The organism is Nonomuraea sp. NPDC003214 (genome assembly GCF_053590035.1).
Window position 1 is genome coordinate 231,399 of record NZ_JBSFSX010000007.1, and the last position, 25,855, is coordinate 257,253.

At 72.2% G+C, this 25,855-nt stretch carries 28 protein-coding genes; 18 read left to right on the forward strand and 10 right to left on the reverse strand.

The window, feature by feature from the left end:
- Together ACWDXC_RS23095 and ACWDXC_RS23100 are read right to left on the reverse strand one after the other, a co-directional pair.
- A complete protein-coding gene (locus ACWDXC_RS23095) occupies window positions 1–612 on the reverse strand; it encodes an NUDIX domain-containing protein (protein ID WP_449985196.1) in 612 nt (203 codons plus the stop codon).
- Window positions 609–2,273: a CTP synthase gene (locus tag ACWDXC_RS23100; protein ID WP_364172125.1), complete on the reverse strand. Its 1,665-nt coding sequence runs from the start codon at window positions 2,271–2,273 to the stop codon at window positions 609–611. The genes ACWDXC_RS23095 and ACWDXC_RS23100 overlap by 4 nt, the downstream gene beginning before the upstream one ends.
- A 110-nt stretch (window positions 2,274–2,383) precedes the next feature.
- Here ACWDXC_RS23100 and ACWDXC_RS23105 point away from each other — a divergent pair, with 110 nt between their 5' ends.
- The 3 genes from ACWDXC_RS23105 to ACWDXC_RS23115 are packed head-to-tail and all read left to right on the forward strand — an operon-like array spanning window position 2,384 to window position 4,947.
- The gene (locus ACWDXC_RS23105; RefSeq protein WP_449985199.1) at window positions 2,384–3,028 is read left to right on the forward strand and encodes an acyltransferase; all 645 of its coding nucleotides are present in this window, start codon (window positions 2,384–2,386) and stop codon (window positions 3,026–3,028) included.
- 39 nt (window positions 3,029–3,067) lie between these two features.
- Window positions 3,068–4,186, forward strand: coding sequence for an NAD(P)H-dependent flavin oxidoreductase (locus ACWDXC_RS23110; protein ID WP_449985202.1), 1,119 nt, complete (start codon window positions 3,068–3,070; stop codon window positions 4,184–4,186).
- A 17-nt stretch (window positions 4,187–4,203) separates the two neighbouring features.
- The gene (locus ACWDXC_RS23115) at window positions 4,204–4,947 is read left to right on the forward strand and encodes a GntR family transcriptional regulator (RefSeq protein ID WP_449985205.1); all 744 of its coding nucleotides are present in this window, start codon (window positions 4,204–4,206) and stop codon (window positions 4,945–4,947) included.
- Here the strand turns inward: ACWDXC_RS23115 and ACWDXC_RS23120 are convergent.
- The gene (locus tag ACWDXC_RS23120) at window positions 4,940–7,291 is read right to left on the reverse strand and encodes a GcvT family protein (protein WP_449985208.1); all 2,352 of its coding nucleotides are present in this window, start codon (window positions 7,289–7,291) and stop codon (window positions 4,940–4,942) included. The two genes, ACWDXC_RS23115 and ACWDXC_RS23120, sit on opposite strands and share 8 nt — an antisense overlap.
- A 68-nt stretch (window positions 7,292–7,359) precedes the next feature.
- On the opposite strand from ACWDXC_RS23120, the gene ACWDXC_RS23125 reads away from it, so the two are divergent.
- Window positions 7,360–8,265, forward strand: a complete 906-nt coding sequence (locus ACWDXC_RS23125; protein WP_449985210.1) for a choline/ethanolamine kinase family protein — start codon at window positions 7,360–7,362, stop codon at window positions 8,263–8,265.
- A 4-nt stretch (window positions 8,266–8,269) separates the two neighbouring features.
- Window positions 8,270–8,863: a DUF4126 domain-containing protein gene (locus ACWDXC_RS23130; protein WP_219502597.1), complete on the forward strand. Its 594-nt coding sequence runs from the start codon at window positions 8,270–8,272 to the stop codon at window positions 8,861–8,863.
- A 187-nt stretch (window positions 8,864–9,050) separates the two neighbouring features.
- Here the strand turns inward: ACWDXC_RS23130 and ACWDXC_RS23135 are convergent, their stop codons facing one another.
- On the reverse strand, window positions 9,051–10,520 hold the full coding sequence (locus ACWDXC_RS23135) for an SDR family oxidoreductase (RefSeq protein ID WP_449985214.1): 1,470 nt from the start codon (window positions 10,518–10,520) through the stop codon (window positions 9,051–9,053).
- Between the two features lie 66 nt (window positions 10,521–10,586).
- Here ACWDXC_RS23135 and ACWDXC_RS23140 point away from each other — a divergent pair, with 66 nt between their 5' ends.
- From ACWDXC_RS23140 to ACWDXC_RS23160, 5 genes are all read left to right on the forward strand, one after another.
- On the forward strand, window positions 10,587–11,321 hold the full coding sequence (locus tag ACWDXC_RS23140) for a YbgA family protein (protein WP_449985217.1): 735 nt from the start codon (window positions 10,587–10,589) through the stop codon (window positions 11,319–11,321).
- Between the two features lie 100 nt (window positions 11,322–11,421).
- Window positions 11,422–12,027 carry a hypothetical protein gene (locus ACWDXC_RS23145; protein WP_219502589.1) on the forward strand — a complete coding sequence of 202 codons (606 nt, stop codon included), beginning with the start codon at window positions 11,422–11,424 and terminating at the stop codon, window positions 12,025–12,027.
- A 56-nt stretch (window positions 12,028–12,083) separates the two neighbouring features.
- A complete protein-coding gene (locus ACWDXC_RS23150; protein ID WP_449985220.1) occupies window positions 12,084–12,653 on the forward strand; it encodes a Uma2 family endonuclease in 570 nt (189 codons plus the stop codon).
- 55 nt (window positions 12,654–12,708) lie between these two features.
- Window positions 12,709–13,062 (forward strand): VOC family protein, encoded by a 354-nt coding sequence (locus ACWDXC_RS23155; RefSeq protein ID WP_449985223.1) that lies wholly within the window; start codon window positions 12,709–12,711, stop codon window positions 13,060–13,062.
- 83 nt (window positions 13,063–13,145) lie between these two features.
- A complete protein-coding gene (locus ACWDXC_RS23160) occupies window positions 13,146–13,868 on the forward strand; it encodes a PepSY domain-containing protein (protein ID WP_449985226.1) in 723 nt (240 codons plus the stop codon).
- 54 nt (window positions 13,869–13,922) lie between these two features.
- Here the strand turns inward: ACWDXC_RS23160 and ACWDXC_RS23165 are convergent, their stop codons facing one another.
- The 5 genes from ACWDXC_RS23165 to ACWDXC_RS23185 are packed head-to-tail and all read right to left on the reverse strand — an operon-like array spanning window position 13,923 to window position 18,412.
- A complete protein-coding gene (locus tag ACWDXC_RS23165) occupies window positions 13,923–14,273 on the reverse strand; it encodes a VOC family protein (protein ID WP_449985229.1) in 351 nt (116 codons plus the stop codon).
- A gap of 16 nt (window positions 14,274–14,289) precedes the next feature.
- Window positions 14,290–16,398: an excinuclease ABC subunit UvrB gene (uvrB, locus tag ACWDXC_RS23170; RefSeq protein ID WP_364172149.1), complete on the reverse strand. Its 2,109-nt coding sequence runs from the start codon at window positions 16,396–16,398 to the stop codon at window positions 14,290–14,292.
- A 36-nt stretch (window positions 16,399–16,434) separates the two neighbouring features.
- The gene (locus ACWDXC_RS23175) at window positions 16,435–16,668 is read right to left on the reverse strand and encodes a helix-turn-helix transcriptional regulator (RefSeq protein ID WP_219502572.1); all 234 of its coding nucleotides are present in this window, start codon (window positions 16,666–16,668) and stop codon (window positions 16,435–16,437) included.
- Window positions 16,669–16,682: 14 nt separating this feature from the next.
- Window positions 16,683–17,537, reverse strand: coding sequence for an ABC transporter permease (locus tag ACWDXC_RS23180; RefSeq protein WP_449985232.1), 855 nt, complete (start codon window positions 17,535–17,537; stop codon window positions 16,683–16,685).
- The gene (locus ACWDXC_RS23185) at window positions 17,534–18,412 is read right to left on the reverse strand and encodes an ABC transporter ATP-binding protein (protein WP_246644362.1); all 879 of its coding nucleotides are present in this window, start codon (window positions 18,410–18,412) and stop codon (window positions 17,534–17,536) included. Before ACWDXC_RS23185 ends, ACWDXC_RS23180 begins: the two co-directional genes overlap by 4 nt.
- Before the next feature lie 180 nt (window positions 18,413–18,592).
- On the opposite strand from ACWDXC_RS23185, the gene ACWDXC_RS23190 reads away from it, so the two are divergent.
- From ACWDXC_RS23190 to ACWDXC_RS23225, 8 genes are all read left to right on the forward strand, one after another.
- Window positions 18,593–20,221, forward strand: a complete 1,629-nt coding sequence (locus ACWDXC_RS23190; RefSeq protein ID WP_364172153.1) for an SPFH domain-containing protein — start codon at window positions 18,593–18,595, stop codon at window positions 20,219–20,221.
- Window positions 20,218–21,447: an SPFH domain-containing protein gene (locus ACWDXC_RS23195; RefSeq protein WP_449985237.1), complete on the forward strand. Its 1,230-nt coding sequence runs from the start codon at window positions 20,218–20,220 to the stop codon at window positions 21,445–21,447. Before ACWDXC_RS23190 ends, ACWDXC_RS23195 begins: the two co-directional genes overlap by 4 nt.
- Window positions 21,448–21,456: 9 nt before the next feature.
- Window positions 21,457–22,230, forward strand: a complete 774-nt coding sequence (locus ACWDXC_RS23200; protein ID WP_449985240.1) for a sporulation protein — start codon at window positions 21,457–21,459, stop codon at window positions 22,228–22,230.
- A 141-nt stretch (window positions 22,231–22,371) separates the two neighbouring features.
- Window positions 22,372–23,424: a hypothetical protein gene (locus ACWDXC_RS23205; protein WP_246644361.1), complete on the forward strand. Its 1,053-nt coding sequence runs from the start codon at window positions 22,372–22,374 to the stop codon at window positions 23,422–23,424.
- Window positions 23,421–24,035, forward strand: a complete 615-nt coding sequence (locus tag ACWDXC_RS23210; RefSeq protein WP_364172157.1) for a hypothetical protein — start codon at window positions 23,421–23,423, stop codon at window positions 24,033–24,035. Before ACWDXC_RS23205 ends, ACWDXC_RS23210 begins: the two co-directional genes overlap by 4 nt.
- A gap of 9 nt (window positions 24,036–24,044) precedes the next feature.
- On the forward strand, window positions 24,045–24,842 hold the full coding sequence (locus ACWDXC_RS23215) for an inositol monophosphatase family protein (protein WP_219502550.1): 798 nt from the start codon (window positions 24,045–24,047) through the stop codon (window positions 24,840–24,842).
- A gap of 119 nt (window positions 24,843–24,961) precedes the next feature.
- Window positions 24,962–25,237, forward strand: coding sequence for a hypothetical protein (locus tag ACWDXC_RS23220; RefSeq protein ID WP_219502547.1), 276 nt, complete (start codon window positions 24,962–24,964; stop codon window positions 25,235–25,237).
- A complete protein-coding gene (locus ACWDXC_RS23225) occupies window positions 25,234–25,407 on the forward strand; it encodes a hypothetical protein (protein ID WP_449985245.1) in 174 nt (57 codons plus the stop codon). The genes ACWDXC_RS23220 and ACWDXC_RS23225 overlap by 4 nt, the downstream gene beginning before the upstream one ends.
- Here ACWDXC_RS23225 and ACWDXC_RS23230 read toward each other — a convergent pair.
- Window positions 25,400–25,849: a hypothetical protein gene (locus tag ACWDXC_RS23230; RefSeq protein WP_357590940.1), complete on the reverse strand. Its 450-nt coding sequence runs from the start codon at window positions 25,847–25,849 to the stop codon at window positions 25,400–25,402. The two genes, ACWDXC_RS23225 and ACWDXC_RS23230, sit on opposite strands and share 8 nt — an antisense overlap.
- Between the last annotated feature and the right edge of the window lie 6 nt (window positions 25,850–25,855).

A 25,855-nucleotide genomic window follows, 5' to 3' on the forward strand; every position in this document is an offset into this window, starting at 1 on the left:
TCAGGCCTCGGGCGCGTCGGCGGGGCGCAACAGGCCGAACCCCTCAACCGAAGCCGTGTATGCGGCGAGGATACCGGCCACGGCCGGGGAATTGTGGATCATTCCCATCAGGGCCTTCTCGACGGCGTCGGTGAGGGGCACCCATTCGACCGGCATGCCGATCTCCTCGTGGCGGTGCACGAACCCGTTCTCCTCGTCCGGGATCTTGGTGAGGTCGCGGGCGAGGAAGACGCGGATGCGCTCGTCGGACATGCCGGGCGAGGAGTAGAGGTCGACGAGCGTGTGCCAGGTGGCGGCCCGGTAGCCGGCCTCCTCGGCGAGCTCGCGGGCGGCCCCTTCGACCAGGGGTTCGCCGGGCACGTCGCGGATCCCGGCGGGCAGCTCCCAGAGCAGATGGCGGGTCGGGTGGCGGTACTGGCGCAGGAGCAGGACGCGGTTCTGCTCGTCCAGGGCGAGGACCGCGACGGAGCCCGGATGGACGACGTAGTCGCGGTCGGCGTGGTCGTCGCCGGGCATCCGGACGGTGTCGGTGACGACCTCGATGACGTGTCCCGAGAAGCGCTTTTTGGTTTCGAGAACGTCCCAGCGCTCGGGCGTGTCCTGGATCCTCACTTGGCCGCCTTCGCGCTCACGCGGCTGTCGGCGTAGGCGAGCGCCGCGTTGACGAGGCCCTTGAACATCGGGTTGGCGCGGGTGGGCCGGGAGCGGAACTCGGGGTGGGCCTGGGTGCCGATGAAGAACGGGTGCGTGTCGGCGGGCAGCTCGGTGTACTCGACCAGGCGGCCGTCGGGCGACAGGCCGGAGAAGACCAGGCCGACGCTCTCCAGCTTGTCGCGGTAGGCGTTGTTGACCTCGTACCTGTGGCGGTGGCGCTCGTCGGCCTTGGCCCGGCCGCCGTAGAGCTGGCGGGCCAGCGTGCCCTCGCCGAGCTTGGCGGTGTAGCTGCCCAGGCGCATGGTGCCGCCCATGTCGCGCTCGCCGGCGACGACGTCCTCCTGGTCGGCCATGGTGGAGATGACCGGGTGCTTGGTGTCGGGGTCGAACTCGGCGGAGTTGGCGTCGGTGATGCCGGCCATGTTGCGGGCGGCCTCGATGACCATGCCCTGCATGCCGAGGCAGATGCCGAGCAGCGGGATCTTGTTCTCGCGGGCGTGGCGGATGGCGCCGATCTTGCCTTCGATGCCGCGCACGCCGAACCCGCCGGGGATCAGCACGCCGTCGGCGCCGTCGAGCTCGCGCTCGGCGCCCTCGGGGGTCTCGCAGTCGTCGCTCTTGACCCAGCGGATGTTGACGCGGGCGTCGCAGGCGAAGCCGCCGGCGCGCAGCGCCTCGGTGACCGACAGGTAGGCGTCGGGCAGGTCGATGTACTTGCCGACGAGGGCGATCGTGACCTCCTTGGCCGGGCGGTGCACGCGGCGCAGGAGCTGCTCCCACTCCTTCCAGTCGACGTCGCGGAAGGGCAGGCCGAGGCGGCGCACCACGTACGCGTCGAGGCCCTCGGAGTGCAGCACCTTGGGGATGTCGTAGATGGAGGCGGCGTCGACGGCGCTGACGACGGCGTCCTCGTCGACGTCGCACATGAGGCTGATCTTGCGCTTGATGGCGGTCTGCACGGGCCGGTCGGAGCGCAGCACGATCGCGTCGGGCTGGATGCCGATGCTGCGCAGCGCGGCGACGCTGTGCTGGGTCGGCTTGGTCTTGAGCTCGCCGGACGGGCCGATGTAGGGCAGCAGCGACACGTGCAGGAAGAACACGTTGTCGCGGCCGACCTCGTGGCGGATCTGGCGGACGGCCTCCAGGAACGGCAGCGACTCGATGTCGCCGACGGTGCCGCCCACCTCGGTGATGACCACGTCGACGTCGGGGCCGGCCATGCCCCGGATGCGGTCCTTGATCTCGTTGGTGATGTGCGGGATGACCTGGACGGTGTCGCCGAGGTATTCGCCGCGCCGCTCCTTGGCGATGACGTTGGAGTAGACCTGGCCGGTGGTGACGTTGGCCGAGCCGTGCAGGTCGGTGTCGAGGAAGCGCTCGTAGTGGCCGACGTCGAGGTCGGTCTCGGCGCCGTCGTCGGTGACGAAGACCTCGCCGTGCTGGAACGGGTTCATGGTGCCGGGGTCGACGTTGAGGTACGGGTCGAGCTTCTGCATGGTGACCCGGAGCCCGCGGCCCTTGAGCAGACGGCCCAGGCTGGAGGCGGTGAGGCCCTTGCCGAGACTGGAGGCGACACCGCCGGTGACGAACAGATGCTTGGTTTGCGATGCGCTGCGCAAGGAGGCTCCCGTGGCTCGAGGTGTGGCCGATGTGTCCACGGGCTCTCAGGATATCAAACAACGCCCCCGACATGCCCGAACAGGATGACCTAGCGGTAACTTTGGTCCCTATGTCACTTGTACGGCGGGCGTTCGGCACGCTGATCCACCGGGCCTACGCCGCGATCCGCGACGCGGGTGCCATCACGCCCGAGACGCCCGCGGGTCACGGGTTCCGCCGTCTGGGCGAGGGCGCGAAGATCGCCTTCCCGCCGGGCGCGATCTTCGGGGAGCGCTGGATCGAGATCGGCGACCACACGCTGATCGGCGAGCGGGTGTCGATCTCGTGCGGCATGTGGCCGGGCGTGGATCTGGGCCCCGGCTCGATCCTGCGGATCGGCGGGTCCTGCTCGATCGGGCGGGGCACGCACATCGTGGCCCACCAGTCGATCGACATCGGCGACGACGTCTTCACCGGCCCGTACGTGTACGTCACGGACCAGAACCACGTCTACGACGACCCGGACGTGCCGATCGGCAGGCAGTGGCCGCGCAACAGCCCGGTGTCGATCGGCTCGGGCTCGTGGCTGGGCGCGGGGGCGATCATCCTGCCGGGCACCCGGCTGGGCCGCCAGTGCGTGGTGGCGGGCGGCGCGGTGGTGCGCGGCGAGTTCCCCGACCACAGCGTGGTGGCGGGGGTGCCGGCGCGGCTGGTGCGGCGTTACGACCCGGAGCACGGTTGGCACGATCCAGCGGTGGCGCTGGCGGTCGACTGACCCTGGACCGAACATCCTTCTGGCGGTTAGCGTCGGTGCATGCGGACCGCCATCACCCGGCTTCTGGGCATCGAGTTCCCGCTGTTCGCCTTCAGCCACTGCCGTGACGTGGTGGCCGCGGTCACCAACGCGGGCGGGTTCGGCGTGCTGGGCGCGATCGCGTACACCCCCGAGCGGCTCGACGCCGAGCTGACCTGGATCGACCGGCAGGTGGGCGGCCGGCCGTACGGGGTGGACGTGCTCGTGCCCGGCCGGGTCGACGCGGCCGGGCACGCGGGCAGCGTGGCGCGGGCGATCCCCGAGCGGCACCGTGATTTCGTCGCGCGCCTGCTGGCCAGGCACGGCGTGCAGGCGGGCCCGGAGCGGGACGGCGACGGCGCGGACGAGTTCGGCAGGCGGGTGACGGCGGCGGGCGCGGCCGGGCTGGCCGAGGTGGCACTCGGGCATCCGATCGGGCTGATCGCCAGCGCGCTCGGGCCGCCGCCGCCGGAGCTGGTGGCGCGGGCGCGGGAGGCGGGCGTGCCGGTGGCGGCCCTGGTCGGCACCGTGGAGCACGCGCGCAGGCAGGTGGCGGCTGGCGTGGACATCGTCGTCGCGCAGGGCGCCGAGGCGGGCGGGCACACCGGCGAGATCTCCACGATGGTGCTGGTGCCGCAGGTGGCGGACGCGGTCGCGCCGGTCCCGGTGCTCGCGGCGGGCGGGATCGCCTCCGGCCGGCAGATGGCGGCGGCGATGGCGCTCGGCGCGCAGGGCGTGTGGTGCGGGTCGGTCTGGCTGACGACGGAGGAGGCCGAGACGTCCCCCGCCGTCCGGCGCAAGCTGCTGGCCGCCTCCTCGCTCGACACGGTCCGCTCGCGCTCGCGCACCGGCAAGCCCGCCCGGCAGCTCCGCTCGGCCTGGACCGACGCCTGGGACTCCGGCGAGGACAGCCCGGGGCCGCTCGGGATGCCGCTGCAGATGCTGGTGGCCGAGCGGGCGATGGCGCGGATCGGCGCGGCGGCCGAGCGCGGCGAGCCCGGCGCGGTGGAGCTGGCCACCTACTTCGTCGGCCAGGTCGTCGGCCAGCTCGACCGGGTGCGGCCGGCCCGCGAGGTGGTCTACGCGATGGTGTACGAGTTCGCGGAGGCGGTGGAGCGGTTGGCCGGGCTGTCCCGGTGACCGGCTACGATGCCCGAATGGTCGGGAATCCTCCCGAGTTGGAACGCGGCACCGGGGTTCCCGCGCACGTGCAGATCGAGCGCTGGCTGCTCGACTCGATCGCCGGCGGCGACATGGCGCCGGGCGACAGGCTGCCCGGCGAGCGCGAGCTGGCGGGCCGGCTCGGCGTGAGCCGGATGACGCTGCGCCAGGCGCTGGCCACGCTGGAGCGCGACGGGGTGCTGGTCAGGGTGCCGGGCCGGACCGGCGGCGCGTTCGTCGCCGAGCCGCGCATCGAACGCGACCTGACCGGCCTGACCGGGTTCACCGAGCAGGTGCGGCGCGCGCACCTGCGGGCCGAGGCGCGCATCCTGACGGCCGCCACCGTGCCCGCTCCCGCCGCCGTGGCCGCCGCGCTGCGCGTCGAGCCCGGCTCGCCGGTGCACGAGGTGGCGCGGGTGCGCTCGGCCGGGCGCTCGCCGCTGGCGCTCGAACGCTCCTTCTTCCCCGCCCTGCCCGGCTTCCTCGCCCAGGACCTGACCGGGTCGCTGTACGCGCTGCTGGCCGACGGGTACGGCCTGGCGCCCCGCACCGCGCTGGAGCACCTGGACCCGGTCATCGCCGGGCCCGCCGAGGCGGCCGAGCTGGGCATCGAGCCCGGGGCGCCGCTGATGCGCGTCGAGCGGACCGCCTACGCGGCCGACGGCGCCCCCGTCGAGCACGCCCGCGACCTGTTCAGGCCCGACCGGGTGCGGATCTCGGTGCGCAGCGGCGTCACGTGACGACGGTCGCGGGCACCCAGGCGCCCTCCACCTCGACCTCCACCCCGGAAGCGTCGTCCGCGTCCTTCTCCAGGTAGGCGTAGGCGATCGACTGCCCGGCGGTGTGGCCGTAGCCGCCGGAGGTCACCCGGGCCACGACGCGGCCGTCGAGGCGGACCGGCTCGTTGCCGAGCGCCACGGCGCGCGGGTCTGCGAGCGCCAGGCGGCGCAGCCGGCGCGGCGGGTCGGGGTCGAGCGCGTCGCGGCCGAGGAAGTCCTTGTCGAGCTTGACGCAGAAGCCCAGCCCGGCCTCGTACGGCGTGGTCTCCGGCCCGATGTCGGCGCCCCACACCCGGTAGCCCTTCTCCAGGCGCAGGCTGTCGATGGCCCGGTAGCCGCCCGCCACCAGCCCGTACGGCTCACCCGCCCGCCACAGCGTCCGCCACAGCCCGAGCCCGTACTCGGTGGAGCAGTAGAGCTCCCAGCCGAACTCGCCGACGAACGTCACCCGCAGCGCCAGCACCGGCACGTCGCCCACGGTCAGCTCGCGCGCGGTCATGAACGGGAAGTCCAGCGGATCGGGCGTGAGCGTGGCGAGGATGTCGCGGGCGCGCGGCCCCCACAGCGCGAAGCAGGCGCGGCTGCCGGTCACGTCGGCGATCCGGACGTCGGCGCCGCGCAGCCGGGCCTGCTTGCGCAGCCAGCCGAGGTCGTGGGAGCCGAACGCGGTGCCGGTGACGACCAGGAACTCCCGCTCGCCGCGCCGGGTAACGGTGAAGTCGCACTCGATGCCGCCGCGCCGGTTGAGCGCCTGGGTGTAGGTGACATCGCCGACCCGGCGGGCGACGCGGTTGGCGCACACCCACTCGAGCAGCGATGCGGCGTCGGGGCCGGTGACCTCGATCTTGGCGAACGAGCTCTCGTCGAACAGCCCGGCCGTGGTGCGGGTGGCGTGGTGCTCGGCGGCGACGGCGGGCGACCAGTTGCGGCCCGCCCAGCCGCGCGGCCGGACGCCGTCGCCCGCGGGCTCGTTGGACGTGTAGTAGTTGACCCGCTCCCAGCCGGCCTTCTCGCCGAAGACCGCGCCGTGGGCGGCGTGCCAGCCGTAGGCGGGCGAGGTGCGCAGCGGGCGGCCCGCCGCGCGCTCGTCGCCGGGGTAGCGGATGTCGTAGTAGGTCTCGTAGTTCTCCACCGCGCGGGCCAGCGTGTAGGACGGGGAGCGGTAGTGGGCGCCGAAGCGGCGGACGTCCATGTGCCAGACGTCCATGCCGGGCTCGCCGTCGACGATCCACTCGGCCATCACCCTGCCGATGCCGCCCGCGCCGGCGATGCCGTGGGCGCAGAACCCGGCGGCCACGTAGAAGCCGCCGACCTCGGTCTCGCCCAGGCAGAACTCGTTGTCCGGGGTGAACGCCTCCGGGCCGTTGATGAGCTTGCGGATGCCGACGTCGGCCATCGCGGGCACGCGGACGCGGGAGTTCTCCGAGATCTCCTCGAACCTCGGCCAGTCCTCCGCCAGCAGCCGCCCGTTGAAGCCGGCCGGGATCGCGTCGTAGGACGACTCCCCCGCCGTCCACGGCGCGCAGGTGCGCTCGTAGCCGCCCATGACGAGCCCGCCGACCTCCTGCCGGTAGTAGACGAGCAGGTCGGGGTCGCGCAGCGTGGGCAGCCCGGCGTGCTCGTGGAAGCCGTCGGTGACCACGTACTGGTGCGACATCGGCACGATCGGGACCCGCACCCCGGCCATCCGGCCGATCTCGGCGGCGAACATGCCGCCGCAGTTGACGACCACCTCGCAGTCGATGTCGCCCTGGTCGGTGCGCACCCGCGTGACCCGGCCGCGCTCGACGTCCAGGCCGAGGACCCGGACCTTGGTGCGGATCCGCGCGCCGCCCTCCCTGGCCCCGGCCGCCAGCGCGTAGCACAGCCGTGACGGGTCGATCTGGCCGTCGGTCGGCAGGTAGGCGGCGCCGACGACGCCCTCGGTGCTCATCAGCGGGAACAGCTCGGCCGCCTCGGCGACGGAGATCTCCTCAAGCGGCAGGCCGAACGTGCGGGCCCAGCCGATCTGGCGGCGGATCTCGGCCATCCGCTCCGGGGTGGAGGCGAGCTTGATGCCGCCGCACTCCGTCCACCCGGCGTCGAGGGTGCGGTAGAGCTCGACGGAGTACTGGTTCATCCGGGTGAGCGTCGGATCGGCGCGGAGCTGGCCGACCAGGCCCGCCGAGTGGAAGGTCGAGCCGCTGGTGAGCTCGTCGCGCTCCAGCAGGACGACGTCCCGCTCGCCGAGCTTGGTGAGGTGGTAGGCGACGGAGGCGCCGCCGACGCCGCCCCCGATGATCACGATGCGCGCCGAGTCGCTCATGCCCGCGAGGCTAACCGGCGGGCCGTAAAAGGTCTAGACCGTTTAGCGGGGCGGAGCTAGCATCGACCATGGCCGTGCTCGAGATCCTCGACCGCATCCCCCTGCTGGCCGGCGTGCCGCGCTCCGTGGAGGAGCTGCCCGGCGGCCTGACCAACCACAACTACAAGGTCACCACCCCCGGCGGGGCGTACGTGGTGCGGGTGTGGGCCAGCGACGGGTCGCTGCTGGCCATCGACCGCGACGCCGAGCACGCCTCCTCGATCGCCGCCGCGCGGGCGGGCGTGGGCGCGCCGGTGCACGCCTACCTGCCGGGCGAGGGGGTGCTGGTGGTGGGGTTCATCCCGGGGCGCACGTTCACGCAGGACGACGTGCGCGACTCGGCCAACCTGCCGCGGGTGGCCGAGGCGTGCCGGCGGCTGCACGCGGGGCCCCGGTTCGTGCGCGACTTCGACATGTTCGACGTGCAGCGGCGCTATCTGGAGATCGTGCGGGAGCGGGGGTTCCGGCTGCCGGACCGGTACCTGGAGTTCATGCCCGTTGTTGAGCAACTCCGTAAATGTCTGGAAATAAGGGCAGAAGGCACTGTTCCGTGTAACAACGACCTGTTGCCGGGCAACATCATCGACGACGGCCGGCGGCTGTGGCTCATCGACTACGAGTACGCCGGCAACAACGACGCCTGCTTCGAGCTGGGCAACGTGTGGAGCGAGTCGGACCTGTCGCTCGACCAGCTCGACGAGCTCGTCACCGCCTACTACGGCCGCCGCCTGCGCCACAAGATCGCCCGCGCCCGGCTGCTCGGCCTGATGGCCAAGTACGGCTGGACCCTGTGGGCCTCCATCCAGGACGGCGCCAACGACACGATCGACTTCGACTTCTGGTCGTGGGGCATGGAGAAGTACGAGCGCGCCGTGGCCGAGTTCACCGCTCACGGGCTCGGGCGCCTCATGGACGAGGCCGCCCGGGCAGACTAGGGGCATGCTCGCCGCACTGACCGGGCTCGGCCTGTCCACCGCCGCCGGGCTCAACGCCTACATCCCGCTGCTCGTCGTGGGCGTGCTGGCCAACCTGACCGACCGGGTGCGGCTGCCCGACGGCTACGCGTGGCTGTCCCACTGGGGCGTCCTGGCGATCATCGCCGTGCTGCTGGCGGCGGAGATGGTGCTGGACAAGGTGCCCGCCGTCGACACCGTCAACGACCTGATCCAGACCGTCGTACGGCCCGCGTCCGGCGGCGTCGTCTTCAGCGCCACCAGCGCCGCCGCCGAGCTCGACCGCTCCACCTGGATGACCGAGAACCCGTGGGCGTCCTGGCTGCTCGGCATCGTGGTCGCGCTGGCCGTGCACGCGCTCAAGACGGCGGCCAGGCCCGTGGTCAACGCCGGCACCGCCGGGGCCGGGGCGCCGGTGGCGAGCGTGGCCGAGGACACAGGCGCGCTCGGCATGAGCCTGGTCGCGATCTTCCTGCCGCTGCTGGTGATCGTCCTGCTGGCGCTGTTCGCGCTGGCCGCCTGGTGGACGATCGGCAAGGTGCGCCGCTACCGCGCCGGGCGCAGGCGGCAGCCCGGCTAGCGTCCCGCCGGATCATCCCGCGGGCTGACCCGTCATCCCCCTCGGGGCTGATCCGCCCGCGCCCGCCCGTCCCGTACCGTCCGATGACGTGCGGACTCGTCGTGGCCCCCGCCCGCGCCCGCACACGGGCCCGGCGGCGCACCCGCGCCGCCGGGCTCCCCGGCCCCTCACCACGGCGGTACGGGCCTCAGGACCGGGACCGTTCCCGTCGCCGGGCCGCGGCGGCCACGTTGACCGGCATCCGGCCGAAGATCAGGCCGTGGAAGGGCGAGATCGCCCACCAGTAGAGGTGGCCGAGCAGCCCGTGCGGGTGGAAGATCGCCCGCTGGGTGTAGACCGTCCGGCCGCCGGAGCGGGTGACGCCGAGCTCCAGCCAGGCCAGGCCGGGCAGCCGCATCTCGGCCCGCAGCCGCAGCAGCCGGCCGGGAAGCACCTCCTCCACCCGCCAGAAGTCGATCGTGTCGCCCACCCGCAGCCGCGCCGGATCGCGCCGGCCGCGCCGCAGCCCGACGCCGCCGACGAGCCGGTCGGCCAGCCCCCTGAGCTTCCAGGCGACCGGCAGCGAGTACCAGCCGTTGCGGCCGCCGATGCCCTCGATCACCTGCCACAGCGCCTCCGGGCTCGACGGCACGGCCAGGCTGCGGTCGTCGACGAAGAGGCTGCCTCCCGCCCAGTCGGGGTCGGTGGGCAGCGGGTCGCTGGGCGCGCCGGGCGTGGACGCCGAGGACCAGCGCGTGGCGACGTCGGCCTCCCTGATCTTCATCAGCGCCAGCGACACCGCCCGGCGGAAGCCGACCAGGCCGCCCTCGGGGTCGGGCACGTGGCGGGCGATGTCGTGCTCGCCGCACACGGCCTCGTTGCGCAGCGACTCCACCAGCGGGCGGGCGATGCTCGCCGGGACCGGCGTGACGAGCCCCACCCACAGGCTCGACAGCCGGGGGCTGAGCAGCGGCACCGGGAGGATCAGCCGGGGCGGCAGCCCGGCCACGGCGGCGTACCCCTGCATCATGTCGGCATAAGTCAGGACATCGGGCCCGCCTATGTCGAACCCCCGGTTGACCGTCCCCGGCACCTCCGCCCACGCGACCAGATACCGCAGCACGTCCCGTACCGCGATCGGCTGGGTGCGGCTCCGCACCCAGCGCGGTGTCGTCATCACCGGCAGCCGCTCGGTCAGGTAGCGCAGCATCTCGAACGACGCCGACCCCGACCCGATGATCATCGCGGCGCGCAGGACCACCGCCGGCACCGCGCCCCCCAGGAAGATCTCCCCCACCTCGGCCCGCGACCGCAGATGCGGCGAGAGCGCCTCGCCGGCGGCCGGACCGCCCAGGTAGACGATCCGCCGCACCCCCGCCTCGGCCGCCGCCGCCGCGAACGTCCGCGCCGCCAGGCGGTCCCGCTCGGCGAACCGGCCACTCGCCCCCATCGTGTGGATCAGGTAGTACGCGACCTCCACCCCGTCCAGCGCCCGCCGCGTCCGCCCGGCGTCCGTGGCGTCGGCCTCGACCACCTCCGTACGCGCCGCCCACGGCAGGTCGCGCAGCCGCCCGGCCGAACGCACCATGCACCGCACGTCATGACCGGCGGCCAGCAGCTCGGGGGCCAGCCGCCCGCCGATATAGCCGGTCGCCCCTGTGACCAGGCACAACGGCATGCCACACCTGTTCCCCCGGCTCCGCCCGTCATGCGTGGGGGCGCGGATCGCGGGCAGCCGTGGGGCATGTCCGGGGAGCGCGCGTGGGGCCGGCCACGGGTGGCGGTGCCGAGCCGCCTGCTCGCCGAGCCCGTACGGCGCGACGGCGGCCACGGCCGCGCCCGCTTCCTCCACGATCTGGGGCCGTACGTCGACTGGCTGCCGATCCGCCCCGGGAGCGGGATCGGCCCGGCCGCCGACGGGTACGTCCTCACCGGGTCCAGCGCCCGCCGCCCGGCCGCCGACGCGGTGATCGAGGACGAGGGCGGGCTCGACGACGCCGTCCTGCGCGAGACGTTCACCGAGCGGATCTTCGCGCACGCCCGTCTGCGCGAGCTGCTGCGGGGCGACTGGCAGCCTCGCGACCTGGTGGCCTTCCAGGCGCGGCACAAGATGCAGCTGCTCGCCCACTCGCCCACGGGCTACCGCGAGACCGGCCGCCTGGTGGCCGAGGCGGGCGCCAGGCCGCGTGCGGAGCTCGCCGCCGCGTACGGCGCCGCCTTCCGCACCGCGATGGCGGCCAGGACGTCGGCCGGGCGCAACGTCAACGTCCTGCAGCACTGCCTGGGCATGCTCGGCGACGACCTCGACCCGGCCGGCCGCGCCGAGCTGGCCGAGGCCATCGCCTCCTACCAGGCGGGCAGGGTGGCGCTCGGCGTGCCGCTGGCCCTGCTGCGCCACCTCGCCCGGGGTGAGGCTGCCGGCTACGTACGGGACCAGACGTTCCTCTCCCCGTATCCGGACGAGCTCGGCCTGAGGTGATCAACGGCGGCGGGAACCCGGAGCGGCCGCCCGCGCGTTGGTCCGTGCGTTGGTGCGTGCCCTCGGCACGGCTATTCTCAAGGCGAGAACTCAACAGGAGGTGGCCACGATCAGCGAAATCGTCCTCATCGTGCTGGTGATCCTGGCGTTCCTCCTGCTGCTGGCCGGGGTCGGCGTCTACCTCCTGGTCAAGCTCGGCAGGAAGGCCGCCACCAAGGCCAAGCAGGCCACGACCCGGCTGACCACGCACGTCAACGCGATGGGCACCGGCGACGCCGCCGAGGTCGAGCGCCTCCGCCTCGACCTGCGCCGCGAGGTGTCGCTCACCCGCCAGGCCGTCGAGCAGGCACAGGCCCAGGGCTGGGGGCTGGGCGACCTGCCCCGTCTGCTGGCCGACCTGACCGCCCAGGCCGACGTGCACGACGGCCAGCTCGGCATGTACGCCCAGCAGCGCCGCCTCTCCCCGTACGTCGACCACGCCACGCTCGACCGGCTGCGCCAGCACCAGGCCAGGCTGACGGCCATGTGCGCCCGCATCCGCGCCGACCTGCTCAGCGACCAGGTCCACCACTCGGCCACGGGCATCGACGACCTCGACACGCGCACCAACCTGGAGATCGAGTCCCGCCGCCCCGCCCCCGACCCCCTCGACGAGATCGACGACCTCTACCGCAAGACCATGCAGGAACGCCGCGACCCCTCCTGACGACCACGGATCGTGGCATGATCCCGTCAGAGGGTCACCGTTCAGGAGGCGCATCGATGAGCACGGCCTTGCCGGAATGGTCCTCTCCTGGACCTCTCACCGCCGACATGCTCGACCGTCTCCCTCCCGGCGCGCCCGGGCACGTCGAGCTGATCGACGGATCCCTCGTCCTGCGGTCCCCCCAGACGTTGTTCCACATGCTCGCGCTCAGGTTGTTCGAACGGGAGCTCACGCCTCCCGAGCATCTGGTCGTCGTCCGCGAGATGACCGTCACCCTGGGGCTGCGGCAGCGTCCCGAGCCGGACATCCTCCTGGTGAAGGACACCGCGGCCCAGCGGGTCGGCCTGACCGGCTTCAAGCCTGAGGACGTCCACCTCGTCGTCGAGGTGGTGTCGGAGGAGTCCCGCGACAGGGATCGAACGACCAAGCCCGGCAAGTATTCGAGCGCGGGGATCACGTACTTCTGGCGTGTCGAGCTGGAGGACGAACGGCCCGTCGTCCACACGTTCGAGCTGGAGCCCGCCGTCAAGGCGTACGTCCCCACCGGCATCCACTGCGGCCGCCTGCGCGCCGACATCGGCTTCCCGGTGGACATCGACCTCGATCTGGACAAGGTCAGACGCTGAGCCCGCTGGGGCGTGGGTTCTTCCCGTGCGGAGCGCCGGGCGCGACACTGTGAGGGTGATTCGCGGACTGCATCTGCTGTTCCACAGCCGGGATCCGGAGGCGGACCGGGCGTTCCTGCGTGACGTGCTCGGGTGGCCGCACGTGGAGGACGCGGCGTCCGGGGCCGGGTGGCTGATCTTCAGGACGCCGCCGGCCGAGCTGGGCGTCCATCCGACCGACGCCGATCCGGTGGTGACGCTGCACCTGATGTGCGACGACATCACCGGGACCGTCGCCGGTCTGGCCTCGCGGGGCGTGGCCACCGGTCCCGTCACCGACGAGGGGTACGGCCTGGCGACGACGCTGACGCTGCCCAGCGGCGCCACGATCGGCCTGTACGAGCCGCGTCACGCCAGTCCGCTCGACTGAGCGAGCGTCATGCGCGGGCCGGGAACCGTACAACAGTCCTTGACCGGGTGATATACCAGCACATTCCGGGCAGTCGTCCCCGCATGAACGGGGAGACCAAGCGCAACAAGATTATCGGCGCCACGCTGGCGAGCGCCGCACTGCTGACCGGCGCGGGCTGCGGCCCGGCCGCGCCGGGCGAGACCGGGACCGCTCAGGCGGCCGGGTCGCCGGCCCCCGCGCCGACCGGCACGGAGGACATGCCCGTCGACCCGGGGAGCCCGCCCGTGGACCCGGAGGACTCGCCGACGGACCCCGAGGCCGCGCCCACGGGCACGGACGCGACGCCCTCCCCCACCGACGGCAGCCCCTCGCCGGGCGCCACCACGGCAGGCGTCGCCGATCTCAAGAAGGCCGCCGAGGCCGCACTCGCCGCGGTCCCGAACTCCACGCTCATCTCCATCGAGAGCGAGGAGGGCGGCAAGCTCTGGGAGGTCCAGGTCGTCGACAACACCGGCGCCGAGCAGCAGATGGACGTCGACGGCGCCAGCGGCCAGGTGGTGAACGGCCCCACCGCCGAGGAGTCGGACGCCGAGGACAAGCAGAAGCACCTGGAGCGGGTCAAGGCCGCCAAGCTCACCTACGCCCAGGCCGCCGACAAGATCGCCGCCTCGGTCCCGCAGGGGCGCATCACCGAGCTGAACCTGGACAGCAGCAACGGCAAGACCGTCTGGGAGTCGGACGTCGTCACCCCCAACGGCACCAAGCACGAGGTGACGGTCGACGCGGCCACCGGCGACGTCACCAAGAACAGCTCCACCAGCTGACCCCGCCCACCCGTCCGTCAAGGGCCCACGCCACCACGCGGCGCGGGCCCTCCCTCATGCCCGGGGCGCCAGGGCGCCGCCGAAGCTGACCTCGTTGCCTTCCGGGTCGCGGTAGGTGACCTTGGTGACGCCGCCCTCGTACGTCTCGCGGCGGGCTGGCTCCAGGCCGCGGGCGGCCAGGCCGGCGACCCGGGCGTCCAGGTCGTCGACGAACGCCAGCACCAGCGCGCTGCCCGCCCGCTCGGGCGCCTGCACGATGTAGACGTAGCGGCCGGGGGCCACCTCCCACACCGCCTCGATGTCGTTGGGCAGGAACGAGGGCGGCCCGCCGAACAGCCGCTCGTACCAGGGCAGCGCGGCGGCGTAGTCGGTGACGGGGATGCCGGCGAACAGGTCGAGCGACACGTCGTCCTCCAGAGGGCTAGCTGATGCCGGCCTCGCGCATGTCGCGAAGCTCGCGCTTGAGCTCCTTGATCTCGTCGCGGAGCCGCGCGGCGACCTCGAACTGGAGGTCGGCCGCCGCCTGGTGCATCTGCTCGGTGAGCGACTCGATCAGCGACTCCATCTGCGCCCTCGGCAGCTCGCCGGCGATGGCCTTGGCGTGCTGGCCGGCCTTGGCGGCGGCGAAGCCGGGGACGGGGGCCTTGCCCCGGGACTGGCTGCGCCCGCCGCCCATGAGCTGCTGGGTGTCGGCATCCTCGCGCTGCAGCGAGTCGAGGATGTCGGCGATCTTCTTGCGCAGCGGCTGCGGGTCGATGCCGTTGGCCTCGTTGTAGGCGACCTGCTTGGCCCGGCGCCGGTTGGTCTCGTCGATGGCCCGCTCCATGGACGGCGTGACCTTGTCGGCGTACATGTGGACCTGGCCGGAGACGTTTCGGGCGGCGCGGCCGATGGTCTGGATGAGCGACGTCTCGGAGCGCAGGAAGCCCTCCTTGTCGGCGTCGAGGATGGCCACCAGCGACACCTCGGGCAGGTCGAGGCCCTCGCGCAGCAGGTTGATGCCGACGAGCACGTCGTACTCGCCGACGCGCAGCTCGCGCAGCAGCTCGATGCGGCGCAGCGTGTCGACCTCGCTGTGCAGGTAGCGGACCCGGATGCCGAGCTCCAGCAGGTAGTCGGTGAGGTCCTCGGCCATCTTCTTGGTCAGCGTGGTGACCAGGACGCGCTCGTCGCGGTCGGCCCGCTCGCGGATCTCGTGCACCAGGTCGTCGATCTGGCCCTTGGTGGGCTTGACGACGACCTCGGGGTCGACCAGGCCGGTGGGCCGGATGACCTGCTCGACGACGTCGCCCTTGACGCGGCCGAGCTCGTACGGGCCGGGCGTGGCCGACAGGTAGACGGTCTGGCCGATCCGCTCCAGGAACTCCTCCCACTTCAGCGGCCGGTTGTCCATCGCGGACGGCAGCCGGAAGCCGTGGTCGACGAGCGTGCGCTTGCGGGAGGCGTCGCCTTCGTACATGGCGCCGATCTGCGGCACGGTCTGGTGGGACTCGTCGAGCACCAGGACGAAGTCCTCGGGGAAGTAGTCGAGCAGCGTGTTGGGGGCGCTGCCGGCGGGACGGCCGTCCATGTGGCGGGAGTAGTTCTCGATGCCGGAGCAGGTGCCGATCTGGCGCATCATCTCGATGTCGTAGGTGGTGCGCATGCGCAGCCGCTGGGCCTCCAGCAGCTTGCCCTGGCGCTCCAGCTCGGCCAGCCGGTCGGTCAGCTCGGCCTCGATCCCGGCGACGGCGGCGGCCATGCGCTCCTCGCCCGCGACGTAGTGGGAGGCGGGGAAGATGTAGAGCTCTTCGTCCTCGGTGATGACCTCGCCGGTCAGCGGGTGCATCGTGGACAGCTTCTCGATCTCGTCGCCGAACATCTCGATGCGCACGGCGAGCTCTTCGTACTTGGGGATGATCTCGATCGTGTCGCCGCGCACCCGGAACGTGCCGCGGGTGAAGGCCAGGTCGTTGCGGGTGTACTGCATGTCGACGAGGCGGCGCAGGAGCTGGTCGCGGTCGACGTCCATGCCGACGCGCAGCCGGGCCATGCGGTCGACGTACTCCTGCGGGGTGCCCAGGCCGTAGATGCAGGAGACGGAGGCGACGACGATGGTGTCGCGGCGGGTGAGCAGCGAGTTGGTGGCCGAGTGGCGCAGCCGCTCGACCTCGTCGTTGATCGAGGAGTCCTTCTCGATGTAGGTGTCGCTCTGCGGGACGTACGCCTCGGGCTGGTAGTAGTCGTAGTAGGAGACGAAGTATTCGACCGCGTTGTTGGGCAGCATCTCGCGCAGCTCGTTGGCGAACTGGGCGGCGAGGGTCTTGTTGGGCTGCATGACGAGCGCGGGCCGCTGCAGCCGCTCGATGAGCCACGCGATGGTGGCGGTCTTGCCGGTGCCGGTGGCGCCGAGCAGCACGCTGTCCTTGGCGCCGGCCTTGACGCGGCGCTCCAGCTCGGCGATGGCCGTCGGCTGGTCGCCCGAGGGAGTCATCTCGGTGACGACCTCGAACGGCGCCACCTTCCGCTGCAAATCTGTGACCGGTCGCATGCTGCCCACTGTAGGCGGCCCGACCGACAGAATCGGTCAGGCCGTCCGCTCCCCGATGCGGGGGAAGGGCGCGGTGGAGAAGACGACCTCCACCGGCACCTCGAAGTATTCGGCTATCCGCAGCGCCAGGTAGAGGCTGGGACTGTATTCGCCCCGCTCCAGGTAGCCGACGGTCTGGTAGTGGACCCCCAGGGCGTCGGCCAGCTGCCTGCGGCTGACGCCCCGCTCGGCGCGGAGCAGGGCGATGCGGTTGTAGACGGTCTCGCTCATCGTCGCCCATCTTCTCAGCCGATGCGCTGCAGTGCCCGATCGCGCCGCGACTGCATGAGGGAGCCCGACTCGCGGCGGGCCATCCGGCGCAGGATCGGCGGCGCGAGCAGGAGTCCGGCCACGGTCCAGGCCAGCAGCACGCCGATCGTGGGCAGGGTGCGCCAGGAGCCGCCCAGCTCGGCGGCGGCCGCCGCGCCGGGCAGCAGGGCCGAGCGCATGCCGAGCCCCAGCCAGTAGATCGGGAACGCCTGGGCCAGGCCCTGCAGCCAGCCGGCGAGCGCGGTGATCGGGTAGAAGATGCCGGAGATGGCGGTGAGCGCGCCGAAGCAGAGCATCGACAGCCCGGCGGCGGTCTGCGGGTTGGCGCTCAGCGAGCCGATGACGGCGCCCCACGGCAGCATGGCGGTCAGCCCGAGCACCGCCACCCAGAGCACGGTGAGCCAGCCGCCCGCTCCGGCGGCGGCGAGCTCGGGCAGCAGGATCAGCCCGGCGACGGACACGAGCAGGAGGCTGCCGAGCGCGGAGAGCGAGACCGACACGACGCGGCCGACCAGGTAGCCGAGCATGCCCTGCGGCAGCGCCTTGGCCCGCAGCAGCGTGCCGTCCTCGCGTTCGACGGACAGGGAGCCGACGGCGCCCATGAGCCCGTTGAAGGCCACGCCGAGGCCGAGGATGCCGGGCATCGTGGCGGCGGCGAGCGACAGGCCGGTGCCGGGCACGGTCGCGCCGCGCTGGAAGTAGAGCACGGTGACGAACGCGGCCGTGGTGACGAGCGTGAAGCCGATGTCCTGGGGGTTGGCGAGGGCGTGCCGGAACTCGATCCACCCTCTGGCCAGGCCGAGCCGGGCGGCGTGCGCGGTGGGGTTCATCCTTCCTCCTTCTTGAGGATGGCCATGTAGGTGTCCTCCAGCGTGGCGCGCCGGACCTCCAGGTCGCCGATCTGGTCGCCGTACTGCTGGAACAGGCCGCGTACGAAGCCGGTGGCGTCCTCGGTGGCGTGCACGAAGTGCTCGCCGTCGCGGCTCCAGCGGACCTGGGCGTCGCGGGAGGCCTCGCGTGACAGCTTGTCGGCGCTGCCGTCGGCGACGATCCGGCCGCCGGCCAGGATGAGGATGCGGTCGGCGAGCTTCTCGGCCTCGTCCAGGTCGTGCGTGGTGAGCAGGATGGTGGTGTCGTCCAGGTCGGACAGCCGGTGCACCAGGTCGTGGAAGTCGCGGCGGGCCTGCGGGTCGAAGCCGGCGGTCGGCTCGTCGAGGAAGAGCACCTCGGGGCGGCCGACGATGCCGATGGCCACGTCGAGGCGGCGGCGCTGGCCGCCGGACAGCCGGCTGACGCGCTGCCCGGCGTGCCCGGTCAGGCCGACGGCCTCGATGAGCTCGGCGGTGGGCGTCGGGCGCCGACGGCCGGGGGCGGAGTAGGGCGCGTAGTAGCGGCCCAGGTGGTCGAGGAGGCCGTGGACGGTCCAGCGGCCGTGGTCGCGCCAGGACTGCAGGACGACGCCGAGGCGGGCCCGCCAGCGTTCGTCGCCCTTGACGGGCTCGGTGCCGAGCACCCGCACGTGGCCGCCCGACGGGGCGCGAAAGCCTTCGAGGATCTCGATCGTGGTGGTCTTGCCCGCGCCGTTGGGGCCGAGCAGCGTGACCACCTCGCCGGGGGCCACCCGGAAGTCGACGCCGCGCAGCACCTCGTGGGTCCCGTAGCTCATGCGCAGGTCGCGGACCTCGATGGCGGAGGCGGCTTTCATCACAGTGATGTCTCCATCCAGTGTCGTAGCAGCGCCCATGACCCCCTCCGTATAGTAGGTGTACTACATTGATAGCACACATACTATTGATCGCAATACTTCTATGACATTCGATTGCAAGCGATCTTTAAGTCGCACCCGATACGGTCGAATCCGCCTGTAGCGGAAGAGGAAGGTGCGATGTCACGACCCAGAGAGGCCTTGATCCAGGCAGGCCAGGGCGTAGCCCAAGCGGTCGCCCAAGGAGGAAACGTACGCCAGGCCATGAGCCAGGCCGTCGGGCAGGTCGCCCAGCAGGCAGGCCAGCTCGGCGGGCAGGGTCAGGGCTTCGCCCTCAACCCGCACGACTTCGCCGCCGCCCGTGACGGCGGCGTGTCGATCGGCACGCAGATCGAGGCGCGCACCGCGTCGCTCAACGAGGCCGGCGAGATCGTCAACCGCAGCTTCGCCGAGAACGGCATGCACGTCATCTCCCCGGTGGTGATCCCCAAGGGCAACACCGCCAAGGTGATCGTGCCGCTGGGCATCCTCATCGTGCTCGGCCTGATCGGCGCCCTCGGCAACGTCATCCCCAACACAGAGCTGTTCTTCGGCCCCCACTACTGGGTCGTGCTGGTGCTGGCGGCCGTGTTCCTGTGGTGGCGGCGCAGCGTGGTCATGGTGCCCGAGGGCTGCAAGGCCCTGATCACCAAGTTCGGCAAGCTCGTGCACATCGCCGACCCGGGCCGCGTGACGCTGCTCAACCCGTGGAAGCGGGTCAGCTACATCGTCAACACCACCCGCGAGTACCCCTTCAACGCGCCCATCAGCGAGGCGCCCACCCAGCAGGGTGTGAAGGCGAGCGTCGACCTGTTCCTGCAGTTCAGGATCGAGAACCCGGCCGAGTTCATCTTCGTGCTCGGCTCGGTGAGCGGCTTCCAGTCCAAGCTGCAGAACGCCATCAGCGAGGTCACCCGGTCGCTGATCTACGCCCAGCGCGCCGAGGACATCTACGACCTGGTGGGCGAGAGCACGGTCGGCATGCTCGACAACCTCAACCAGCAGTTCCTGCCCGCCGTGCGCCTGACCGACGTCAACATCACGCACGCCGAGCCGTCCAGCCAGGAATACCGCATGGACCTGGCCGCCCCCGAGATGGTCCGCGTGGCCAAGGAGGCGTACACCTACGAGTACGAGCTCCAGCTCCGCAAGGAGCAGAACGAGGGCGACCTGATCAAGGAGCTGGCCGGGCTGCAGGAGACGCTCAGCGCCATCCAGGCCGAGATCGCCGGCTACCAGGCCCGCATGGACACCGCGCTGGAGCGGGCCACCCACCAGGCGACCGCGCAGGCCAGGCAGCGCCTGGTCGAGGCCGAGTCCTCCGCCAAGGCCAACTCGGCGCTGCTGGAGGCGCAGGCGCTCGACATCCGGGCGCTCAGCGCGGCCGAGGCCCCCGAGATCCTCGACTACCGCTTCCAGCAGGACCTGCTGGACAAGCTGGAGACGGTCTCCGGCCGGCTGCCCCAAGTCGTGCACGTCGGCGAGAACAGCGACATCGACTTCCTGGAGCTGGCCCAGCAGCTCGTCGGCAGCAAGGCCGCGGTGCTGTTCACGCCCGAGGACATGGCCGCCATCCGCTCCCGCCTGGCCGAGATCGGCAGGCGCGTCTCCGGCCGCGAGGCCGAGATCGGCGCCCTGCTCAAGAAGGTCGAGGACGAGGTCACCGAGGCGCCCGACCCGGACCTCGCCGTCCTGGGCTCCCCCGAGGGCCGCCATCACGCCGCCCCCGAAGGCGCCGTCCCCCAGAGCATCGAGGGTGAGGTCCGATGAGCCGCGAGTTCTCGAAGATCAAGGAGTCGCTGGCGTCCTGGTCGGAGATCCGCCAGCTGCTGCGCGGCGGCGAGCAGGGCCAGCTCGTCCCCGTCGTGATCCCCAAGGACCGGCGCGGCTTCTCCTGGATGGCGCTGGTGTTCGTCGCGGTCTACTTCGCCGGGATGGCGGTGCTGACCGACTGGACCGTCATGGCCGCGCTGGCCGCGCTGTTCTTCCTGCTCGTGGCGCTGCTGACGGTGTGGCGCCGGGCCATCATCGAGATCGAGGAGGGCACCACCGGGGTGCGCAGCCACTGGGGCGCCATCACCGGCACGCTGCCCCCTGGCCGCCACTACCTGTGGCTGCCGTGGGACCGGGTCGACGCGGTCGTCGACACCTCCACCGAGATCCCGTACTCGGCGCCGATCGTGGCCTGCCCGACCGCCGAGAACGTGCCGCTGAAGTCGATCGAGTTCTTCCTGAAGTTCCGCATCGTCGACCCGGTGGCGTTCGTCCGCACGATCGGCGCCGGCAACTTCGACCTGGTGCTGTCCAGCGCCGTCCAGGACGCCATCCGGCAGCGCAGCCGCAGGGTCAACACCGAGCGGGCCTACGACCTGCGCGGCTCCGACGTCGGCGACATGCAGGACGCGCTCAACCGCCAGCTCGGCCGCTACGGGGTGCGCGTCACCGGCGCCAACATCCCCGACGTGCAGCTGCCCGACCAGTACCAGCAGCACCTGTCCACCCGCGAGAAGGTCGCCAAGGAGCTGTCGGCCTACGAGCGCGAATGGGAGCTGACCCGCAAGCGCCGCATCGACACGCTGCTGATGGAGATCGAGCGGTCCAAGAAGACCCGCGACGCCCGCGTGGTCGAGGTCAAGGCCGCCCACAACAAGGCGCGCAAGGACGTGGCGCGCATGCTGGAGGAGCAGGAGACCGAGGCGCAGCGGGTGCGCTGGGAGATCGAGGCGCGCGGCCGGGCCGAGCTGACCGCCGCCGAGAACGAGGCCAAGGCGCTGCGCCGGCTGGCCGAGTCCTACCGCGACAACCGGGCCGTGCTGCAGTACGAGCTGGCCCGCAAGCGCCTCGACGTGGGCGCCAAACTGGCGGAGAACGCCCCGCAGCCGCTGGTGGTCCGCACCCAGCAGGGCGGCGGCGACTCCGCGCTGTCCACCCTGCTGCTGGCCCAGCTTCTCCCCCGCTTCTCGGCCAACGGCAAGGACCAGGCGCCGACCCCCTAAGGAGGACCCATGGTGTTCCGCAAGCTGATGGCCGCGTTCGGCGCGGGCGTCGAAGTAGACACGGTGCTGACCAACGCCACCGTGCGCCCCGGCGAGCCGCTGCGCGGGGTGGTCAACTTCCGCGGCGGCGGCTCCGACTACAAGGTGGAGGGCATCTACCTGGACCTGACCGCCGTGGTCGAGGTCGAGTCGGGCGACAACGAGTACAAGACGACCTACAGCTTCCTGCGCCAGGCGGTGGCCGGCCCGTTCCAGCTCGCCGCCAAGGCCGAGCACGGGCAGCCGTTCGAGATCCCGGTGCCGTGGGAGACGCCGATCAGCGCGATCGGCGGCCACGCGCTGCCCGGCATGCGGCTGGGCGTGCGCACCGAGCTCGCGCTGGCCGGGGCCCTGGACAAGGGCGACCTCGACCCGCTGTTCGTCACCCCGCTGCCGGCGCAGGAGCACGTCATCCGCGCCCTGGACCGGCTCGGCTTCCAGTTCAAGAAGGCCGACCTGGAGCGGGGCACGCTGCACGGCTCGACGATGCCGTTCTTCCAGGAGATCGAGTACTACGCGGGCGGCCAGTGGCGGCGTCACTTCAACGAGCTGGAGCTGACGTTCATCGCCGGGCCGAGGCAGATGGAGGTCATCCTGGAGGCCGACCAGCGCGGCGGCTTCCTGACCTCCGGTCACGACTCCTACAACCGCTTCACCGTCCGCTACGGCGACGCCCCGGCGGCCGTCGACCAGGCGCTCCAGCACGGGCTGGAGCAGATGGCGCGCCGGCGCGGCTGGTTCTAGCCGGCCCCGCGACGGGAGGGCGGCGTCCGCGCCGCCCTCCCGTCCTTCATGGAGAGGTACGCCTTCCGCGCCTGGCAGGGACCTGACGCGCTCGTTACCATGACCCCGGGACTGACTGATCGTCGGGATGCGGGGCGAGCGATGGCACGGTTCGTGGGGGCGTTGCGGCGGATCGCCCCTTGGGCGGCCCAGAACGCGGACGTGGCGATCGCCTTGGCGCTGGCCATCGTGGTCGGCGTGCTGGGCATCATGCCCGACGACATCGTCCCGCCGAGCGTCCAGGCGCAGCTCGTCAGCGCCGCGACCCTGGTGATCCTGGCCCTGGTGGCGACCGCGCTGCTGCGCGACCGGGCGCGGCAGGCCCCCGTCGAGGAGACCATCACCTCCGGCGCGCTCGCCCAGCTCCCCGTCCGGCTGGAGCGGCTGGAGCAGATCGAGAACCTGGTGCAGGGCACCCGCAAGGCGCTCGACGCCCTCCAGCTCGTCCGGGTGCTCGGCAGCTCCCAGGAGATCGCCCAGGCGCACGCCGACGCCCGCCGCGACACCTCCCGGTGGAGCTTCAAGGGCGGCACCGGCACCTACCTGCGCGCCGTCACGCTGCCCGTGTGCGTGGCCGCCGCCCGCCGCGACAAGCGCCACCTCACCGTACGGATCGAGATCATCGACCCGACCGACGCCGAAGTGTGCGAGACGTACGCCCACTACCGCCGCTCGCTGTCGGACCTGCCCGACGGCACCGGCGAGACGTGGACCACCGACCGGGCCAGGAAGGAGTCGTACGCGACGATCCTGGCCGCGTTCTGGCACCGGCAGCGCTACGGGCTGCTCGACATCGGCGTGGGATTGTCGGCCACGATGACGACGTTCCGCTGGGACCTGTCCAGCAGCCGCCTCATCATGACCGTCGAGGACCCGAACATGGCGATGACGGCGCTGGCCGACACCTTCTACTACGAGAACGGCGACACCGAGCTGCGCCTGAGCTTCGAGCAGGCGCGCCGGGTGCCGCTGGAGATGTACAAGCGGGTGCCGCTCAGCGACGAGCCCACGATCGAGGAGGTGCAGGACCTGTTCGAGCGCATCGGGATGCCGCTCCCCAAGTCCTATGACGGGCGCGACGTGGTCGACATCGCGCGCAAGGCGCTGCGCGCCGTCGACCCGTACGGCGAGCCGGCGCGCGGGCACGGGTCATGAGCTACGCGGGCGTCTACGAGCAGGTCGTCCGGGGCCGGGCCAGGGCGTGGGCGCTGGAGGCGGTCTCCGGCGAGGTCCGGGCCGTGCGGCACCCCCTGGGATTCGTCTGCCTCCCGCTGGAGCGTGACGGCGGCGAGGGGGTATGCATCCATCTGTGGTCCGATTCGCTCGCGCCGGCGACCAGCACCACCTCGCAGATCCACTGCCACAGCTGGGACCTGGTCAGCCACGTGCTCTACGGCCAGGTGCGCAACGTGCACGCGGTGCTCGACGACGCGGGCCCCGACGCGACGCACCGGGTGTTCGAGGTGGTCAGCGCCGCCGACGGCGACCGCATCTCGCCCACCCCGCGCACGGTCCGGCACCGCACCGGCCTGGTGGAGTCGTTCGGGCCGGGCGACACCTACACGCTGCCGGCCGGCCGCTTCCACAGCAGCGTCGTGCCGGAGGGCGGCGAGGCCGCCACGGTCGCGCTCGGGCGGGGCCGCCCGGGCAGCCGCGACCTGTCGCTCGGCCCGCTCGGGGCGGGCGACCACCACGTGTCGAGGCAGCCGCTCGACGCCCGGGAGACGGCGCTCGCCGTACGCCTGATCACCGCCCGCCTGAGCTGAGGGGTGCCGATGGACCTGGACCGCGCGCGAACGCTGGCCGTCGAGGCGGCCGAGGCCGCCGGGCGGCTGCTGGTGGACGGCGCCGCGGGCGCGGTGGGGGTGCGGGCCAAGGGCGGCTCCGGCGACGTGGTGACCGACCTGGACCTGGCGTCGGAGAAGCTGCTGCTGGAGCGGATCCTCACCGCCTACCCGTCGCACGCGGTCATCGCCGAGGAGTCGGGGCTGCTGGGCGTCTCGGGCAGTGAGTGGACGTGGCTGGTCGACCCGCTCGACGGCACCAACAACGTGGCGATCGGGCTGCCCGCGTACGTGGTCGGGCTGGCGCTGTGCCACGGCGGCCGGCCGGTGCTCGGGGTGGTGCACGACCCGGTGACGTCCCGTACGTGGTCTGCGGTGCGCGACGGCGGCACGCTGGACTCCTCGGGCGCCCGGATGTCCCTTCCGCACCGGTCCGCACCACATGGGCCGCTGCTGGCTTGGACCCAGGGGTATGCTGTGACCAGGCACGACGCTGCGGCGCGGGCGCTGCGCACGAGGCTGGAGCTGGCTGCCAGGCGGGTGCTGCAGTTGTGGGCCCCGCTGCTGACGTGGGCGATGCTGGCGCGCGGCGACATCGACGCGATCATCGGCTACCGCGCGGAGCTGATCGACCTGCCGGCGGGCGTGCTGATCGCACGGGAGGCGGGCGCCGAGATCCGGGCGCTCGACGGCGGGCCGTTCGACGAGAGCATCGAGGGCACGGCCGACCGCAGCTTCGTGGCGGCCCACCCGAAGGCCATGCCGGGGCTGCTGTCGCTCCTGGCGTGACGATCTTGAATTCGTAAAAATCTTGAAGGTCCGGCGCGGAATGTCGATAACTTTCCGCGCCTTTCGACGTCTCACTAACAGGTGCGCGTTCCGGCGGCACCGGTGGAGAGGAGAACACCATGGCGACCATGCTGACCCGGCTGAGCGTGACGGAGCTCGCGCAGGTGCTCTTCGCCTCCGCCGTGCAGCCGTCCGACACCGCGTCCGGCGCCGTGTCCGCGAGGGAGATCCGGGCGGCGATCGACCGGAGGCTGTGCGCGTGCGGCGGCCACGCCGGATGCGCCGCCTACGTGGCGCAGGAGGCGGGCGACCACCCGGACGCCTTCGTCACCCGCATGCGCTGGGCGCTGGAGGCCGTGGCGGGCGCCTATCCCGGGCCACGGGCGGCGGCATGAGCGGCGGCATGAGCGGCGGCGAGCGCAGGGAGTGGGCGCATCCGTGGTTCGCGGCCGTGGTCGGGCCGCGGCCGTCGGAGGAGAGGCCGGACAGGCCGGCCGAGGAGGACGAGCGCCGCGTCAGGCGCCGCGCTCGCCGCGTCGCGACGGTGCGCCGCCGCACTACTTGAGGAGATACTTGCACAGGCCCTTGGCGGTGACGACCCGCTCGCCGTCGACGGTGATGCGGCAGGGCGCGGGCCTGAACTGGCCGTTCTTGTCACGCACGGAGCCGGCCACGATGGAGACCAGCCGGCCGACCTCCTGCTCGGCTCCGGTCAGCTCGATGTCGGCCGTCCTCGACCAGGGCAGGGTGGCCGCGGTCTCGGTGCCGCTCTCGTCGGCGTTGTAGGCGATCGGCTGGACGGCCTCGCCCTTGCCGAGCACCTCCAGCTTGACCTTGCGCACCACCTTCTGCGGGGTTCCGGAGCTCGCCGGGCTCTGGGAGGGCGTGGACGCCGAGCTGGAGGGGGTGGGCACCGAGGCGGCGGAGCCGGACGTGCCGCAGCCGGTCAACGCTGCCGCCGCCACCAGGGCAAGACCGAAACATCTGATCAGAGGTGATTTGGCCATGGCGAC